Source organism: Acetobacter persici (genome assembly GCF_018256955.1).
GTDB classification, from domain to species: domain Bacteria; phylum Pseudomonadota; class Alphaproteobacteria; order Acetobacterales; family Acetobacteraceae; genus Acetobacter; species Acetobacter persici.
The window spans coordinates 55,087-69,516 of the sequence record NZ_JAERKU010000012.1; the positions used below are offsets into that span (position 1 = coordinate 55,087).

The following is a 14,430-nucleotide window of genomic DNA, read 5'->3' on the forward strand; positions in this document are numbered from 1 at the left end:
ATTCACGGTGCTAGGAAGGCGTCACCGCAGCGGAGGCGGCCTTTTAAGCCTCCCGGTTCTCCTTGCTGGGAGATAGTTTAGCGGTAGAACTACCGGCTCTGACCCGGTCAGCCCTGGTTCGAATCCAGGTCTCCCAGCCAATTTTCCCCAAAAAGTTAAAATTTACATATTGGGTGCAGGATCTCCTGTGTCAATAACGCGCATGATGCCTTTTGCGTGGTGCGTGGTGGTGGGTGCTGTCCAGATTGGCGGGGCCTCGTTTGCCCTGCCTTGCGATATCCCGTCGGACTTACCGCAAGGCAGGGCATGATCCGCGTTCAGAATGTCGCGGTCAGGCTCAGGTTGAAGGAACGCCCGACGCCAGCAAGGGGGCTGAGAACCCCGGTCGCGCGATAATCTCCCAGAGACAGCCCGCCAAGAGGCAGATCGTATCTCTGGTTCATCACGTTCTCAATGCTGGCATCAAGTGTCAGCATCCGCCAGCGATAACTCCCCCCAAGCCCCAGAAGGGCATAACCGGGAGTGCGGGGTTCATTACGCAGCCAGTCCACTGTGGTCTTGGCTTTAACGAGGGTGACCTCTACGCGCCCTGTCCAGTTTCCATAGGTTTCATGCAGGCTGATAAGGCCATTGGCCGGCATCTGATGGTACAGGCCGGAATGGGTAACCAGATCCTGCCCCCGTACCCAGTTCAGGCTGGCTTTCAGCTCACCCATCCCGAACGCCGGGCTGTCCCAGAGTTTGAGGAAGCCTGAGCTGTTAATGCCGTAACTCCGGGCGTTGTGATTGACGAACTGGAGTTTGGAAAGCCCGTTTGAAAGCGCCCCAATCCGGATCACATTTATATAGTCATGTGTGTAGGTGTAGTAGGGCTGTATCTTGAGTTCCCAGTTATGATGAACCGGATCATGCCATGTCAGGGTGGTGCTGAGGGTGTTGGCAATTTCCGGTTTCAGGTTGAGGTTGCCCACATAGCCATTTCCATCGCCAAACCAGCCAATCATGGTGGAACTCATAGCGCCTTCGCCCCAGGCGTAGCGTTCATACAGGCTTGGGGCGCGGCTTTTACGCGCGTAGCCTCCTTCAATCGTCAGGCTGTCCAGCGGGGTCCACCGGCCAACCGCCGTGACGTCAAAATTAGTATCCGTCCGGCCGCGGGAGGCTGCGTTAAAGCGCCGCGCGGCCATGGCGTCCGCCATATTCATCATGCCGGTCCATGAATACGGGGCGACCGGGCCTGTATTCATCATCACCAGATCATTCCGCAGCCCCAGCTCTGTGGCAAAGCGCGGCAGCCACTGGGCTTTCCATTCAATATAATGGCCGAGCCGGTCTCTGTGTCCCTGATTGATATTATGGAAGGTATCCGGCCCCATCATCATGCTGCCCTGGAGCGGCGGCCACCAGTCATTCAGGCCGTTATGGTCAAAGGAGCTGCCAAGCCCGAGCACATGTTTATGGCCAAGCGGAATGGTCGCTTTGATGGAGTATCCGGCGGTGCGGGTATCTGTATTCATCGGCATGCCGGTTGTGGCCGTATGGCCCCCTTTGTCCGACAACATGTTCATGACATGGCTGACCCGCTGCCAGAAGCCGCGCGCCTCCAGCGTGCCCCAGTTGAAATCGCCTTTATATTTGCCGTTTACAAACGTGGAGCGGTTGTTGGTCATGTCCATATACTGGTTGGGGAAGCCCTCATACGGAATGTCCTGCTGCCCGGCGGTGATGGCGAGCAGATGATTGTCTTTTTTTACCCCCAGCGTGACCGCGTGGTTAAAGCTGAGGTAGCTGGTGGACAGAACGCGCTGCCCTTTGCCGCCTGTATGGTAATCACTGGCATGGCTGTAGGAGCCGGTATAGCGCAGGCTCAGCCAGTCATTGGCGGCTGTGACGGATCCGGACGCGCCTGATCCGCCGCCATTGCTGCGATAATCTCCACGGACATGCCCGGTGACGAGCAGTCTGGCCGTGCTGGAAAAAATTGGGTCTTTCCGGTTGACCTCCAGCGTGCCCCCCGTGCTGTCCCCCCCCTGACTGACAGAGGTAATGCCAGCAATGGCAACGGCGGAGGAAACGGCGTCCGGGTCAATATAGGACATGGCCGGGTTCATGTGGTTAGGGCAGGCGGAGGGGATGCGCATGCCGTCCACAAACGTTGCGACACGTTCATCCGCCATGCCGTTGAGCACGGGCAGGGAGGAAACACCCCCGCCGGAATAGGCGCTGTAGCCCAGACTTTGCCGGAACAGGCTGGCTGTATCGGGGCTGGTTGAAACCGGATGCCTCGTTCCGTTGACGGTAATCTGTTCGGTAGAGCCGGGAGTGTTTTGTTCTGTTGTGTCCGCAGAAGCGGTTGGGGGCAGAGGCAGGGCCAGAGACTGTGCGGAAACCGGTGTTGCCGGCAGGTTGCTCTGTGCATCTGCCAGAGAAGAAAGAGAGACGGTGCAGGCCAGCGCACAGCAGCCTGCAAGCAGGCGGGCGCGCAGGACGTGCCTTGTAAAAAGACGGGACATTGTGCTGAAACTTTCCTTGAAACGGAAACAGCCGACACCCTTTGCCCCCCGGTATGTCTGGAGGCTTATGTGTCAGCGCGTATCGTTTTCAGAGGAAAGCGGGTGGCCCTGTCGGGGGTGGCCGGAGGGCAAGGGCGCGGAGCGGCGGCGCACGCGGCAGCAGCACCCCGTAGGCTGTCTGGGACCACGCAATCAGAATCAGGGCCGCGAGGAATGCGACACTGAAGATAAAAGCCGGAAGATGCAGCAGCGGGCAGAGCGGGCAGGACCCGTCATGATGGTGCCCGGATGGGTGCGGCGCACCGGCCTGCATCATGGTGTGGTTGTGTCCGGTAGCCATATGCATGTGCATGTGGTGGGACATAGGCGGTGACTGATCCGGCCCGATATGCAGACCCGTCAGCCTCTCGAACGTCACGCGCGGTGCTTCATCCGGCAGAGCGTTGCTTTGCAGAAGAAGCTGCCCTCCAAGGCCCAGCAGAACGCAGCACACCATCAGCCAGCGGCACAGGGCCGCCAGTATCCGGGTGTGTGTGTCTGAACGGCGCATGATGAGAGAGTCCGCCTCCATTCGGGGAATGCCCCTAAAGAAAGCACCCGGAGGCAGTTGTAAAGAGTATAATCATACTCAGGCTCTTTCCTGAACCCCGGTGGGGTATAGGCGCGGTGTGGGGTGGTTCGGGTGGGAGAGCGTGTGCTTAAAAAATCCTTGTGTTCTTGTTTTGTTCTTATTATAAAAACCGGAACAGGAGGACTGCACTCATGGCGTCATCACACTCGGATACACTGGATTTGCTGCGGGACCGAATTGCGCGGATGGAGAGCGAGCCTGCCAGATCCGTGGCGCAGCGGCTTTCCACGGGCGTTGCGGAAATTGATGCCCGTCTTGGCGGGGGGCTGGAAAAAGGCACAGTGCACGAGTTTTTTGGAGCCGGGAGTGACAGGCAGGTTTCTGCCAAGCCCTCGCGTTTTGTAGCGGCGGTGCTGGCACGCACAACAGGCGCTGTTATCTGGATTGGGGAGGAGCACCTTGATCTGTGCGTGGCAGGCGTTGAACAGGCTGGCCTGAACCCAGGACGGCTGATCTGTGTGACAGCTACGCAGGCGTCTTTTGTGGATTTGTGTGAAGCTGTCCTGCGGGAGCCGGGGGTGGCTGCTGTGGTGGCTGATAGCCGCGCCGCGCCAGACCTGAATGCAACCCGTCGCCTGCAACTGGCCGCGCATGAGCGGGGTGCGACCGGCTTCCTGCTCTACCGGTCCACCTTTCTGGGGAGCGGAGCGTCCCGTTGCCTGAGTGCGACACGCTGGAAAATTGCCCCAAGCACCACTTTCAGCCTCCGCGATAACACGGCAGCGGGGCCATATAAGGCGGAAGAGCGGTGGTCTATTGAAATGCTCAGCCACCATCACGGAGGTGTTGCCGGATGGGTTGTTGACCCCGCCCGGTATGAAACGCATCCCTTTTCCGTTGCGCCCCAACATGCGTCTCACAATGATCGTCGCGAGACAACACGGCGCTCATGGTGGCGGAGCGCCTTGCGCGCCTGATTGTCCTGCACAGCGCATCAGTTCTTCTTGCCGTGCCTGATGCTGATTTGTGGTAAGAAACACCGCATGATCAGAACCGCAGGCATAAAAAGGACAAACCATGCGTCTGGATGATGAACGGGAAAGCACGAATATTGATGATGAGCGCGGAAGTGGCGGCGGTGGAGGCGGGCGCGGCCCGCTGAAGGTTGGCATTGGCGGGATTCTTCTGGCGCTGGGTGCTTTGTATTTTGGAGTAGACCCGAAAATTGTCTTCAGCCTTCTGGAAGGCAGTGCATCGTCTGGCAATCAGACAACGGTTGTGGCCCAGCAGCCTGCGCAGGGCCCGGACCCGCAAAAGCAGTTTATTGCCCGTATTCTCGCCTCAACCGAGGACGTCTGGACATCTTATTTCCAGCAGATGGGCCGTACCTATCATCAGCCGCGTCTGGTGCTGTTTACCGGCGGAACGCAGTCTGCCTGCGGATACGCGCAGACGTCTGTTGGCCCGTTCTACTGCCCTGCTGACCACAAGGTTTATCTGGATCTCGCTTTCTTTCAGGAACTGAAAAACCGTCTGGGTGCTGGAGGGGACTTCGCGCGGGCGTACGTTGTGGCGCATGAGGTCGGGCACCATGTGCAGAACGAACTGGGGATTATGGAACGGCTCGACAGGCAGGGGGGCGGCATGAGTGAGCGCGGTGCGACAGGTGCGTCTGTCCGCACCGAGCTTCAGGCAGACTGCTTTGCCGGGGTATGGGCAAAGCGGGCGAATGACGCGCGCAGTATTCTGCAATCAGGCGATGTGCAGGAAGGCTTGAACGCGGCCTCCGCTGTGGGGGATGACCGTCTGGAAAAGCAGGGGCAGGGCTATGTTGTGCCTGACAGCTTTACGCACGGCACGTCGGCTCAGCGCGTCAACTGGTTCAGCCGTGGGTTGCAAACGGGTGATATCCGGCAGTGTGACACGTTTAACGCACCGGCTCTCTAAAAAAAGATCTCACAAAATCCTGCTATTCCATCAGGCTCTCCAGCAGGGAGAGTCTGGTGTGAGGCTTTTTTACAACATCATGACGGTTTTATAACGAATTTCCTAAAAAGACCTTTTTTGTCAATTCAGACATATTATAACGGTCAGGTAATGTTTTAAACCAATCCTGTGGCCGAGAGTTCTGATGCAGTCATTTCGTGTGGTGTCCTGCCGGTTATTTTTAATGAGTTGCGTTTTTGCCTGTTACGAACATCAGGCCAGAGCCGCAGAAATTCCGCTGGATATTATTACAGAAAATGAGGACGGATATTCTTTCGGGCGGCTTGGCATCAAGGTCGGGGTGAATAACGCTCAGCCGGAAGAATATCTGTTCGATACCGGGTCAGATTCCTTCAATATCGCTGTGGGCATGAGCAGCAGCCAGAACGGACCTGCATGGTTTCCTACTCAGGCGGGCACAGCAATCAGCTCCCCTTACGGTTATATGTATGGAGATGGCACCTATGGGTATCTGCAATCCGATACGACCGTCTCCAACGTGCAGTTTTATAACAGCGCTACCGGCAAGTCCGTCGCGACGTATGATACGTCAGCGGGGCTCGGGGTTGCGCTGATTCAGGCATCTATTGCCACACCGGACAGGCTGAGCGGTGACCCCGGCCAGAAGATTCCGGACAACACCCCGGGCCTTTTGCCGGGGCAGACATATTATCAGGATCTGGGGTGGCAGCAGGCACTGGATCAGGGCAAAGCGCCGGATGAAGGCCATTTTTACGGGATTGTCGGGGCCGGGGATTTTGTTTTTCCGGGCGATAATGGCGGCGTTCCGGGCCAGTTGACCAAGACCGGCTATATTGTTGAGTCCAATGGCACGCCCACAGCCCCCGGAGACTGCGGGCAGGCCTGCCTGATTATGGACCTCACGCCCGCGCTGCGGGCGCAGTTTTTTACACAGATCCCCTGGCGCGGTGTGATTGGCAGCTTCCCGCTTTCGGGTGCGAATGCCGGACACCAGTTTGATGTGCTGTTTAATTATACCCTGAATCATAGTCTGAACACCGGCCCGATGCCGACATTGCTGGATTCCGGTACGCCGAGCATTATTCTAGGCAGCCCCAGCCTCCAGCAGCAGGCAACGGCGGCAGGGCTGACCGGCAGTGACGGTTATGACACTGACGTCAATCCCGGCCAGACACTGACCGTAACAGGGCAGGTGGCGGGCGCACAGCCTGTCAGCATTACCACGGGCGACGGAAGCGGCGGGGACCAGAGCAATCAGCTCACGGTAGGGAGCAACCCCTATACGTATGATAACTATGCCCTCTATGGCCTCTCCTTCTTCCAGCATAATGCTGTCATGTATGATCTGGAGCGGGCCGTTACGGGCTATACGCCGTTTTATGTGACGGCATCCAACTTCACCAACGGTCTGACGATTACGCAGGATATGGGGCCAGTCGGGCTGGCGGGTGTTGTCTCCGGCTCAAATGGCCTCACGCTTGAGACGGGGAGTGTTGCGTATCTGACAGGTACGAACACCTATACCGGCGCAACCACTCTCAGCCAGAAAAGCTGGATGGGGGTTGGTGGCCCCGGCAGTATCGCGCAGTCCTCCGTGGTGCGGGTGGATGGCACGCTGGACATCACGCGGTCTGATGGCGGACAGAGCATTCGCTCTCTGGCTGGCAGCGGGCAGGTGGTGCTGGGGGATAATACGCTGGTGCTTTCTCAGGCTTCCGGAACATTTAGCGGGTCTCTTGGAAATTATTATGCCACCGGGACAACACTCCCGGATGCTGTTCCAGCGTTCCTGTCGGTGCCGTTTTCACTGTCCGTCCCGTTGCCATCAGAGGTGGATACGCGGACCCATGGGGGCCTGATTATTGCCTCAGGGCAGGAAACATTAACCGGAACCAGCACATACACAGGCAAAACCGGAATTGCGCAGGCGGGTGAACTGATCCTGACGGGGCGTCTGGAAAAAACGCAGGTTGAAAATGCCGGGCATTTTGAAAATGATGGGGTCACGACAGGCGCTGTTAATTCAACAGGATTTGTGACCGGCACCGGGGCGTTTGCAGGGGGTCTGTCCGTCGAGAACGGATATGTCTCGCCCGGTCGTGCGGACAGCGTGACACCGGATACCGTGACGGTGGACCGCACGCTCACACTGGGGCAGGCGTCCACCTATCTTGTGCGCGTGGGGGATACGGCGGCCAGCACGATCACGGTCAACGGTCAGGCTGTTTTGCAGGGTGGCACGGTTATGGCGATGGCGTCTGCCAACACGCCCGCACCCTCCCTCGGGCAGCACTACACCATCCTGACGGCGACGGATGGCGTGCAGGGTCAGTTTGGCAAGGTTGTCAGCAATCTGAGCGGCGATGCCGCACTTTACCCGTTCCTGACAACCGGCGTTTCTTACCAGCCTGATCTGGTGGCGCTGGAAATTGCCCGCAGCAATACCGCATTTGCGGATGCGGCCCAGACCCGTAATGAACAGAGCGTTGCTACGGCACTGGACGGTCTTGCGCCGACGTCTGATGTTAGCCGTCCAGTGACCTCTCTGGATTTCTCCCGCGCTCGTGGCGCGTTTAATGCGCTGTCCGGTGAGATCCACGCTTCGGCCCGCACCGCGCTGATTCAGGATGCTTATGAAATCCGCGATGTTGCCATTGACCGCATGCGCGCGGCGGACTGCCTGCCGGGTGCGCAGAGCGGCACGGCTAAAACCGCCGTGCATGGCCGAGTGCAGGAAGGGAGCCAGTGCCATGCCGATGCCGGGCAGACATTGTGGATGCAGGCTTATGGAAGCTGGAGCCGGAATGGCCATACCGACAACGCTGCGGGAATGAGCAATTCCACCGGCGGCTTTGTCATGGGGGCGGATACCTCTGCCATTCAGGGCTGGCATGTGGGTGGTCTGGTCGGGTATGGCCATTCCAGCTTCTCCACGTCTGGTCGCGCAGCCTCCGGGCGCAGCGATAACGTCACACTGGGTGGGTATGCCAGCACACACTGGAAACGTCTGAGCCTGCGGATGGGGGCGACGTATACGTGGAATATGCTCTCCACACGCCGCACCGTGGCGTTTCCCGGTTTTTACGACCGGCAGAACAGCGATTATAACGGCGGCACAGCGCAGGCCTTTGGTGATCTGGGTTACCGGTTTGATCTGGGGCGTGTGACGGCAGAGCCGTTTGGGGATGTGGCCTACATCAACCAGCAGACCAAATCCTACCGTGAGCATGGTGGAGCTGCCAGCCTGTATGGCCACGGGCAGGATACCGGCGTGACATACGCAACCTTCGGCACACGTCTGGCATCCCGCATGCAGGTTGGCAAAGCCGTGCTGATCCCCGGTATGACGGTTGGTTACCGCCATGCCTTCGGGGCGCTTACGCCCACAACGCGTGAAGCCCTGATTTCCGGTAGTTCTGACTTTGAGGTCGGCGGTGTGCCGCTCGTGCAGGATGCTGCGCTGGTAAAAGTCGGCGTTCAGGCTGAGGTGACGCATCGCCTGCGTGTCGGCATCTCTTATACCGGCCAGTATGGTGTCCATTATTCAGAAAGCGGCCTGAAAGGCTCTGTTTCCTGGATTTTCTAGTTTTCCGCCTGTGCTCAGTAAAAATACAAAAAAGACGATACCCCCGAAGTGCTTCGGGGGTATTTTTTTACTCTGTCATATATCTCAGGTGTTTTGGTGGCGCATAACCTGAAGCGGATGCCGGGATAAAACGTCCGATCGTGCGGAAGATGAAAGTCATGTGAGGCGGCATTATGATAAAAAACAGAGTATTTAGGGTGATATTTCGTTTTATAAGCGCTTGCGCTGCTCTTTTTATTATACTGCTTTCTATTTGTGTCGGTTATTTCTTTAGTGTGGTTGCGCCGCGCAATCAGGCCGCTCAGCAGCAGGCGGACCTCTTTCTTACATTAAAAGGGCCAGCCCGCAGAGTGGCAATTTTTGATGCGGCAACCCGGATTATCGAAGCACAGTATTATGACCACAGCTTTACCGGGCTAAACTGGCCGTTATTACGGTCGCAGTCCCGTGTCAGGGCAGAGCAGGCAGAAGACGATTTTCATCTGTATTGGACTGTCTTAGTCCCACTCGCCATGGCATTTCCCGCATCACATATGGGTTTTACGATGCCCCCTCCGGCCCCGGTTGTTGCGGCACCCCGGAATGGAAAGACTGAAACAACTCCTGAGTGTGAGTTTGATGCGGGGGGAGTAACGCTTACATCCATCCAGCGTAAAACCGGGCGCTTTCTGATGGTTGCTGAAGTTACGCCAGAGTCTCCTGCTGCGCAGGCAGGCGTCGTGCCCGGCTGGCCCGTGCAGGTTTATTCCGTTCAACATGATGGGAACTCTTTGAAGAATACGATAACTGTGCACCCTCTGAACTCAGTGCAGCAGCATGATTTTGGCGTAACGGGAGAAGGAGCGACTGTGCCTGCTTCTCGCGATAATATCCGGCAAGAGCACAAAATATCGGCACCGTCTCTGACGCTTACATTCCGCTCGACCTGTCATGCGCCACAGGCTTTGTTTGAAAGTCGTCGACTGCCGGATGGTCCACTTTATATTCGTTTTGATAAATTCGATGCGCCGGAGACCGATAAAGTTGCGGCGGCGTTACATGCTGCGGATCGGCGTGGTGTTATTATTGATCTCCGGTTTAATACCGGGGGTAAGCCTGCGCTGCTTCTCAATCAGATCATGCCCAGAGGGGCAGAACTGTATCGTGAAAAGCGGTCTTCCGGCCCCAAGATGGTGCGGGCGGATTACTGGACGCATCGGTATACTGGAAAAATAGTTGTCCTTATCGGCCCGGCTTCAAAAAGCGCTGCTGAAGTCGTACCCTGGGTCTTGCAGCATGCAGGCAAGGCACTTCTGGTCGGCAGGCCTACCGGTGGCGCGGTTTTAGGTGCAGGTTTCTTTCCTTTACCGGACAGTGGTGTGGCTGAAGTTGCTGTAGAGGACATCGAGATGCTGGACGGGAGCCATCTCGAGGGGAAAGGCGTCAGACCTGACGTTGAGGTCTATCCAACTCCAGAAGACGTCCGTTCCGGTAAAGATGCCGCTCTTGAGGCCGCTATCCATGCTTTGGGGTTTTGAAAAACGTTCTCTGACTATTAAGGGCCGCATTGGCTGCCGGAAGGCGTTTGCTGGAAAATAGTATAGGGCGCAGCGTGTAGAAAAATTGCTGCGCCCTATGCTGTAAAAACTGGTCAGGAAAGCGCCTGCTTTATCTCAGGGCAGAGGAAAGCAGGCCTCTTTTTCAGGCTGCAAAAACTTTGGAAATGGCTTCCTGCGCTTCCGTCTGGATCGCGTGCAGGTGTTCCTCGCTTTTAAAGCTTTCAGCGTAGATTTTGTAAACATCTTCCGTGCCGGAGGGGCGAGCGGCAAACCAGCCGTTTTCCGTCACAATTTTCAGGCCGCCAATAGGGGCATCGTTGCCCGGAGCGCGGGTCAGTTTGCTGATGATCTTGTCACCCGCAAGTGTTTCCAGCGGGAACTGTTCCGGGGAGAGCTTGCTCAGTTTGGCTTTCTGTTCCGCATTGGCGGGCGCATCAATCCGCGCATAGAACGGCGTGCCCAGACGGGCGCTGAGTTCATGATACTGCACGCTGGGGTTTTTGCCGGTTTTTGCAGTGATTTCAGCCGCCAGCAGGCCCAGAATGATGCCATCCTTATCCGTGGTCCAGACAGTGCCATCACGACGCAGGAAGGTGGCTCCGGCACTTTCCTCACCGCCAAAACCCAGTGACCCGTCCATCAGGCCCGGTACAAACCATTTCAGGCCAACCGGCACTTCAACCAGCTTGCGGCCAAGGTCTTTGGCAACCCGGTCAATCAGCCCGCTGCTGACCAGCGTTTTGCCCACACCCAGTTCCGGGCTCCAGTCAGGCCGGTTGCGGAACAGGTAGGAAATGGCAACGGCAAGATAATGGTTGGGGTTCAGCAGGCCGTCCGGTTTGGCCACAATGCCGTGGCGGTCGGCGTCAGTGTCATTCGCGAAGGCTACGTCAAACTGGTCCGCCATGCCAATCAGGCTCTGCATGGCGTAAGGGGAGGAGCAGTCCATCCGGATCTGGCCATCCCAGTCGGCAGTCATGAAAGAGAAGGTCGGGTCAACGGCCTCATTCACCACCGTAGCGTTCAGGCCATACTGTTCAATAATGGGCTTCCAGTAACGCACCGCGGCACCCCCCAGCGGGTCGATGCCGATTTTAACGCCCGCATCCCGGATCGCCTTCATGTCGATCACAGAGTCCAGGTCGGCCACATAAGGGGTGATATAGTCATACCCTTTGATGCAGGCCGCTTTGCGGGCTTCGTCATAGGGCAGGCGCTTTACGTCCTTCAGGCGGTCGGCCAGAAAGCCGTTTGCCATGTCCTGAATGGCCTTTGTAATGGCGGTGTCTGCCGGGCCGCCATTGGGCGGGTTATATTTAAAACCGCCGTCTGATGGCGGGTTGTGGGAGGGGGTGATCACAACACCATCCGCCAGCCCCGTGGTGCGGCCTTTATTATAGGCCAGAATAGCGTGGGAGATCACGGGCGTGGGCGTAAAGCCCTCATGCTCATCAATCCGGACATCCAGCCCGTGGGCTGCAAAAACTTCAATGGCAGAACGCTGGGCCGGGCCGGACAGAGCGTGGGTGTCCATGCCAATAAACAGCGGTCCATCAATGCCTTCTGCCTTACGGTGGCGGCAGATGGCCTCACAGATTGCCAGAATATGGCCTTCGTTAAAGCTGGTATGAAAGGAAGAGCCGCGATGCCCGGATGTGCCAAAGGAGACGCGCTGCGCGGGGATGGAAACATCAGGCTTGCGGTCGTAATAAGCGGCAATCAGAGCTGGAATATCAGTAAGCCGGGACGGATCAAGTGTCTTGCCAGCTAACGGGCTGAGTGAGGCCATCGCTTCAGAAATCCTTGTCGATCTTGAGGGTATCAACGGTCTGCCAATACGCTTTCTGTCAGGAGGAAACCCTGTGTGTGGAGCGATGTCCAGAGCGGACGGGCTGTTTCAGCAGAATGTAAGACTAAAAAACATGCTGAAATGCGTCCTCGTCTGACAAAAAGACTGTCCCGGAGGGCCGAAAGAGCAGAGAAAGAGGCCCGATATGGCTTGCTGGCGGGATGGCGGCGGTAAAAAACAGAATGCTGTCTCCTCCGCTCACGGCATTATGTATAAGAAGAAACGTCTGGTAAGCCGGACGATGCCCTGAGCGATGATAACGGACATATCCCGCATGCCTCTGACGCCCAGCCCCGAAATCGACTCACCATCTGCCCGGATTGAGGACCGAATTGTTTATGCGGCGCTGTGCGGGCGGATTGCCCCCGGAGAGCGGCTGGGCGAGAAAGATCTGGCAGAGATTTTCGGGGTTTCCCGCACACTGGTGCGTGAGGCCATGATGCGCCTGCAGGCACGGGGCATTGTGCAGGTTTCCTCCCGGCGCGGCTGGTTTGTAATTGAACCCACGGAGGAAGAGGCCCGGCATACGCTGGATGCCCGCCGGGCGCTGGAAGTGGGCATGCTGGTCACGCTGGGGAAGGTGGACGCCCCTACCATTCAGGCGCTCCGTGCCCATGTTCAGGCCGAACAGGCCGCTATTGAGAAGAATGACAGGGCAGAGCGGAGCTATCTGCTGGGGCATTTCCATGTCTGTCTGGCGGAAACGCTGGGCAGCCCGGTTCTGGCCGCGCTGTTGCAGGATCTGACAACACGAACGGTGCTGATTGCGGCCCTGTATCAGTCTTCTCACGATGCCTGTGAATCCAGTGCAGAGCATGAACTGATTATTGATGCGCTGGAAGCAGGTGATGTGCCGGAAGCCGCGCGCCTGATGGACACACATTTGCGGCATGTTGAGAACGCGCTGAATGAGCGGCACGTCCGCAGCCGGCTGAAAAACCTGAAATCAGCCCTCAGTCACCCCGACTAAAAAGCGCGGTCAACACACGCGCATCGCGGCATAGGCCAGAAGGGGGTTGCAAGACCTTTTTCTTGTATGCAAGATTGTATTTGTATTGCAACGACCTGTGGTGACGCAGGCAGGAGCGGCTTTTAATGATGCCTTCAGACTGTTCGGATAGTGCTGGTCTGTCAGCCTCTGTGCCCGGAGGTGTGCGTGCCGTAACGCGCTGTGATGTGCTGGGACAGGCCCCGTTTTCTGAAGAGCCGGACCGGTTGTTTCGTCCGTATCTGAGTGCCGCCTATCGTGCCACCAGCACACAGATTGCAGCATGGATGCAGGCAGCGGGCATGCAGACCCGGATTGATGCGGCCGGGAATCTGATCGGGCGGTATGAAGCTCTGGCGCCGGGTGCTCCGGCCCTGCTGATCGGTTCCCATATTGATAGCGTGCGGGATGCCGGGCGGTATGATGGCATGCTGGGGGTTCTGCTGGGCGTGGAGCTTGTGGCGCATTATGCTGCGCAGGGCAGGCGTTTTCCCTTCGCGCTGGAGGTGATCGGGTTTGGGGATGAGGAAGGGTCGCGCTTTCCGGTCTCCATGCTGACGTCCCGTGCTGTGGCTGGTCTGCTCAGGGAGCCGCCAACTGGCATGCAGGATGCGGCAGGTCTGTCCTTGCAGGCCGCACTGGCCGGAGAAGGTCTGGCGCTGGAGCAGATGCCAGACGCGGCGCGCAGACCGGAAGAAATCCTCGCTTATCTGGAAGCCCATATTGAGCAGGGTCCGGTGCTGGAAGCCGAAAACCGCGCTGTGGGCGTGGTGACGGCCATTGCCGCGCAGTATCGTTTCCGGGTGCATCTTCAGGGTGTGGCGGGCCATGCGGGCACCATGCCCATGACCCTGCGGCAGGATGCGCTGGCGGCAGCGGCTGAGGCTATTCTGGCGATTGAGACAATTGCGCAGTCCGGCCCGCCTGATCTGGTGGCAACAGTCGGGCAGCTTACAGTGGCCCCCGGTGTGCCCAATGTGGTGCCGGGCTCTGTTGTGTTCAGCATTGATGTGCGGGCCGGAGAGGCCGCCGTGCGCAATGCCGCGGCGGAGGAGATCCGTAAAGCACTGGAAGCGCTGGCAGCGCGGCGCAAAGTGACGCTGGATATGAGCTTACAGCAGGATCTGCCCGCTACGCCGTGTGATACCGCTCTGACGGATCTGCTGGGTGAGGCCGCGCGAACTGTAACCGGCGCGGAACCCCGCAGAATGGTGAGCGGGGCCGGGCATGATGCGATGGTGATTGCCGCACTGGCACCAGTCTGCATGCTGTTTATCCGCTGTGAAGGCGGCATCAGCCACAACCCGGCAGAGGCTGTGGACCCGGCTGATGTTGATCAGGCCTTTCAGGTCATGACCCGCTTTATTGAAGATTTTGCCGGACGCCGTCCGTAAAGCAAGCAACGAAAGGCCTGTTG

9 protein-coding genes and 1 tRNA gene are annotated in these 14,430 nt (G+C 57.9%); 7 read left to right on the plus strand and 3 right to left on the minus strand.

The annotated features are described in order from the left end of the window. Positions 1–66: 66 nt before the first annotated feature. Positions 67–140, plus strand: a tRNA-Gln gene (locus tag JK199_RS12350). Positions 141–317: 177 nt separating this feature from the next. Here JK199_RS12350 and JK199_RS12355 read toward each other — a convergent pair. Then, a complete protein-coding gene (locus JK199_RS12355; RefSeq protein WP_244985118.1) occupies positions 318–2,513 on the minus strand; it encodes a TonB-dependent receptor plug domain-containing protein in 2,196 nt (731 codons plus the stop codon). An 88-nt stretch (positions 2,514–2,601) separates the two neighbouring features. Next, positions 2,602–3,063: a DUF2946 family protein gene (locus tag JK199_RS12360; protein ID WP_244985119.1), complete on the minus strand. Its 462-nt coding sequence runs from the start codon at positions 3,061–3,063 to the stop codon at positions 2,602–2,604. Between the two features lie 212 nt (positions 3,064–3,275). Here JK199_RS12360 and JK199_RS12365 point away from each other — a divergent pair, with 212 nt between their 5' ends. The 4 genes from JK199_RS12365 to JK199_RS12380 all read left to right on the plus strand — a co-directional run bounded on the left by JK199_RS12365 (position 3,276) and on the right by JK199_RS12380 (position 10,155). Beyond that, a complete protein-coding gene (locus tag JK199_RS12365; protein WP_212376408.1) occupies positions 3,276–4,061 on the plus strand; it encodes an ImuA family protein in 786 nt (261 codons plus the stop codon). A gap of 100 nt (positions 4,062–4,161) precedes the next feature. Then, a complete protein-coding gene (gene ypfJ, locus JK199_RS12370; protein ID WP_086654958.1) occupies positions 4,162–5,031 on the plus strand; it encodes a KPN_02809 family neutral zinc metallopeptidase in 870 nt (289 codons plus the stop codon). Between the two features lie 184 nt (positions 5,032–5,215). After that, positions 5,216–8,638 carry an autotransporter outer membrane beta-barrel domain-containing protein gene (locus JK199_RS15835; protein WP_244985120.1) on the plus strand — a complete coding sequence of 1,141 codons (3,423 nt, stop codon included), beginning with the start codon at positions 5,216–5,218 and terminating at the stop codon, positions 8,636–8,638. Positions 8,639–8,988: 350 nt separating this feature from the next. Further along, entirely contained in the window at positions 8,989–10,155 is a 1,167-nt protein-coding gene (locus JK199_RS12380) for a S41 family peptidase (protein WP_212376411.1), read from the plus strand. Positions 10,156–10,318: 163 nt separating this feature from the next. Here the strand turns inward: JK199_RS12380 and pgm are convergent, their stop codons facing one another. After that, positions 10,319–11,965, minus strand: a complete 1,647-nt coding sequence (pgm, locus tag JK199_RS12385; RefSeq protein ID WP_077929732.1) for a phosphoglucomutase (alpha-D-glucose-1,6-bisphosphate-dependent) — start codon at positions 11,963–11,965, stop codon at positions 10,319–10,321. A 334-nt stretch (positions 11,966–12,299) separates the two neighbouring features. Here pgm and JK199_RS12390 point away from each other — a divergent pair, with 334 nt between their 5' ends. Continuing rightward, the gene (locus tag JK199_RS12390; RefSeq protein ID WP_212376414.1) at positions 12,300–12,995 is read left to right on the plus strand and encodes a GntR family transcriptional regulator; all 696 of its coding nucleotides are present in this window, start codon (positions 12,300–12,302) and stop codon (positions 12,993–12,995) included. Positions 12,996–13,120: 125 nt separating this feature from the next. Continuing rightward, complete coding sequence (locus JK199_RS12395; RefSeq protein WP_212376417.1) at positions 13,121–14,407, plus strand: allantoate amidohydrolase; 1,287 nt, start codon at positions 13,121–13,123, stop codon at positions 14,405–14,407. Positions 14,408–14,430: the final 23 nt, after the last annotated feature.

What these genes read in the sequence shown, in the direction of transcription:
- JK199_RS12365 (WP_212376408.1), top strand. Translation starts at nt 3,276, where the DNA reads ATGGCGTCATCACACTCGGATACACTGGATTTGCTGCGGGACCGAATT.
- pgm (WP_077929732.1), bottom strand. Translation starts at nt 11,965, where the DNA reads ATGGCCTCACTCAGCCCGTTAGCTGGCAAGACACTTGATCCGTCCCGG.
- JK199_RS12390 (WP_212376414.1), top strand. Translation starts at nt 12,300, where the DNA reads ATGCCTCTGACGCCCAGCCCCGAAATCGACTCACCATCTGCCCGGATT.
- ypfJ (WP_086654958.1), top strand. Translation starts at nt 4,162, where the DNA reads ATGCGTCTGGATGATGAACGGGAAAGCACGAATATTGATGATGAGCGC.
- JK199_RS12355 (WP_244985118.1), bottom strand. Translation starts at nt 2,513, where the DNA reads ATGTCCCGTCTTTTTACAAGGCACGTCCTGCGCGCCCGCCTGCTTGCA.
- JK199_RS12360 (WP_244985119.1), bottom strand. Translation starts at nt 3,063, where the DNA reads ATGCGCCGTTCAGACACACACACCCGGATACTGGCGGCCCTGTGCCGC.
- JK199_RS12395 (WP_212376417.1), top strand. Translation starts at nt 13,121, where the DNA reads ATGATGCCTTCAGACTGTTCGGATAGTGCTGGTCTGTCAGCCTCTGTG.
- JK199_RS15835 (WP_244985120.1), top strand. Translation starts at nt 5,216, where the DNA reads ATGCAGTCATTTCGTGTGGTGTCCTGCCGGTTATTTTTAATGAGTTGC.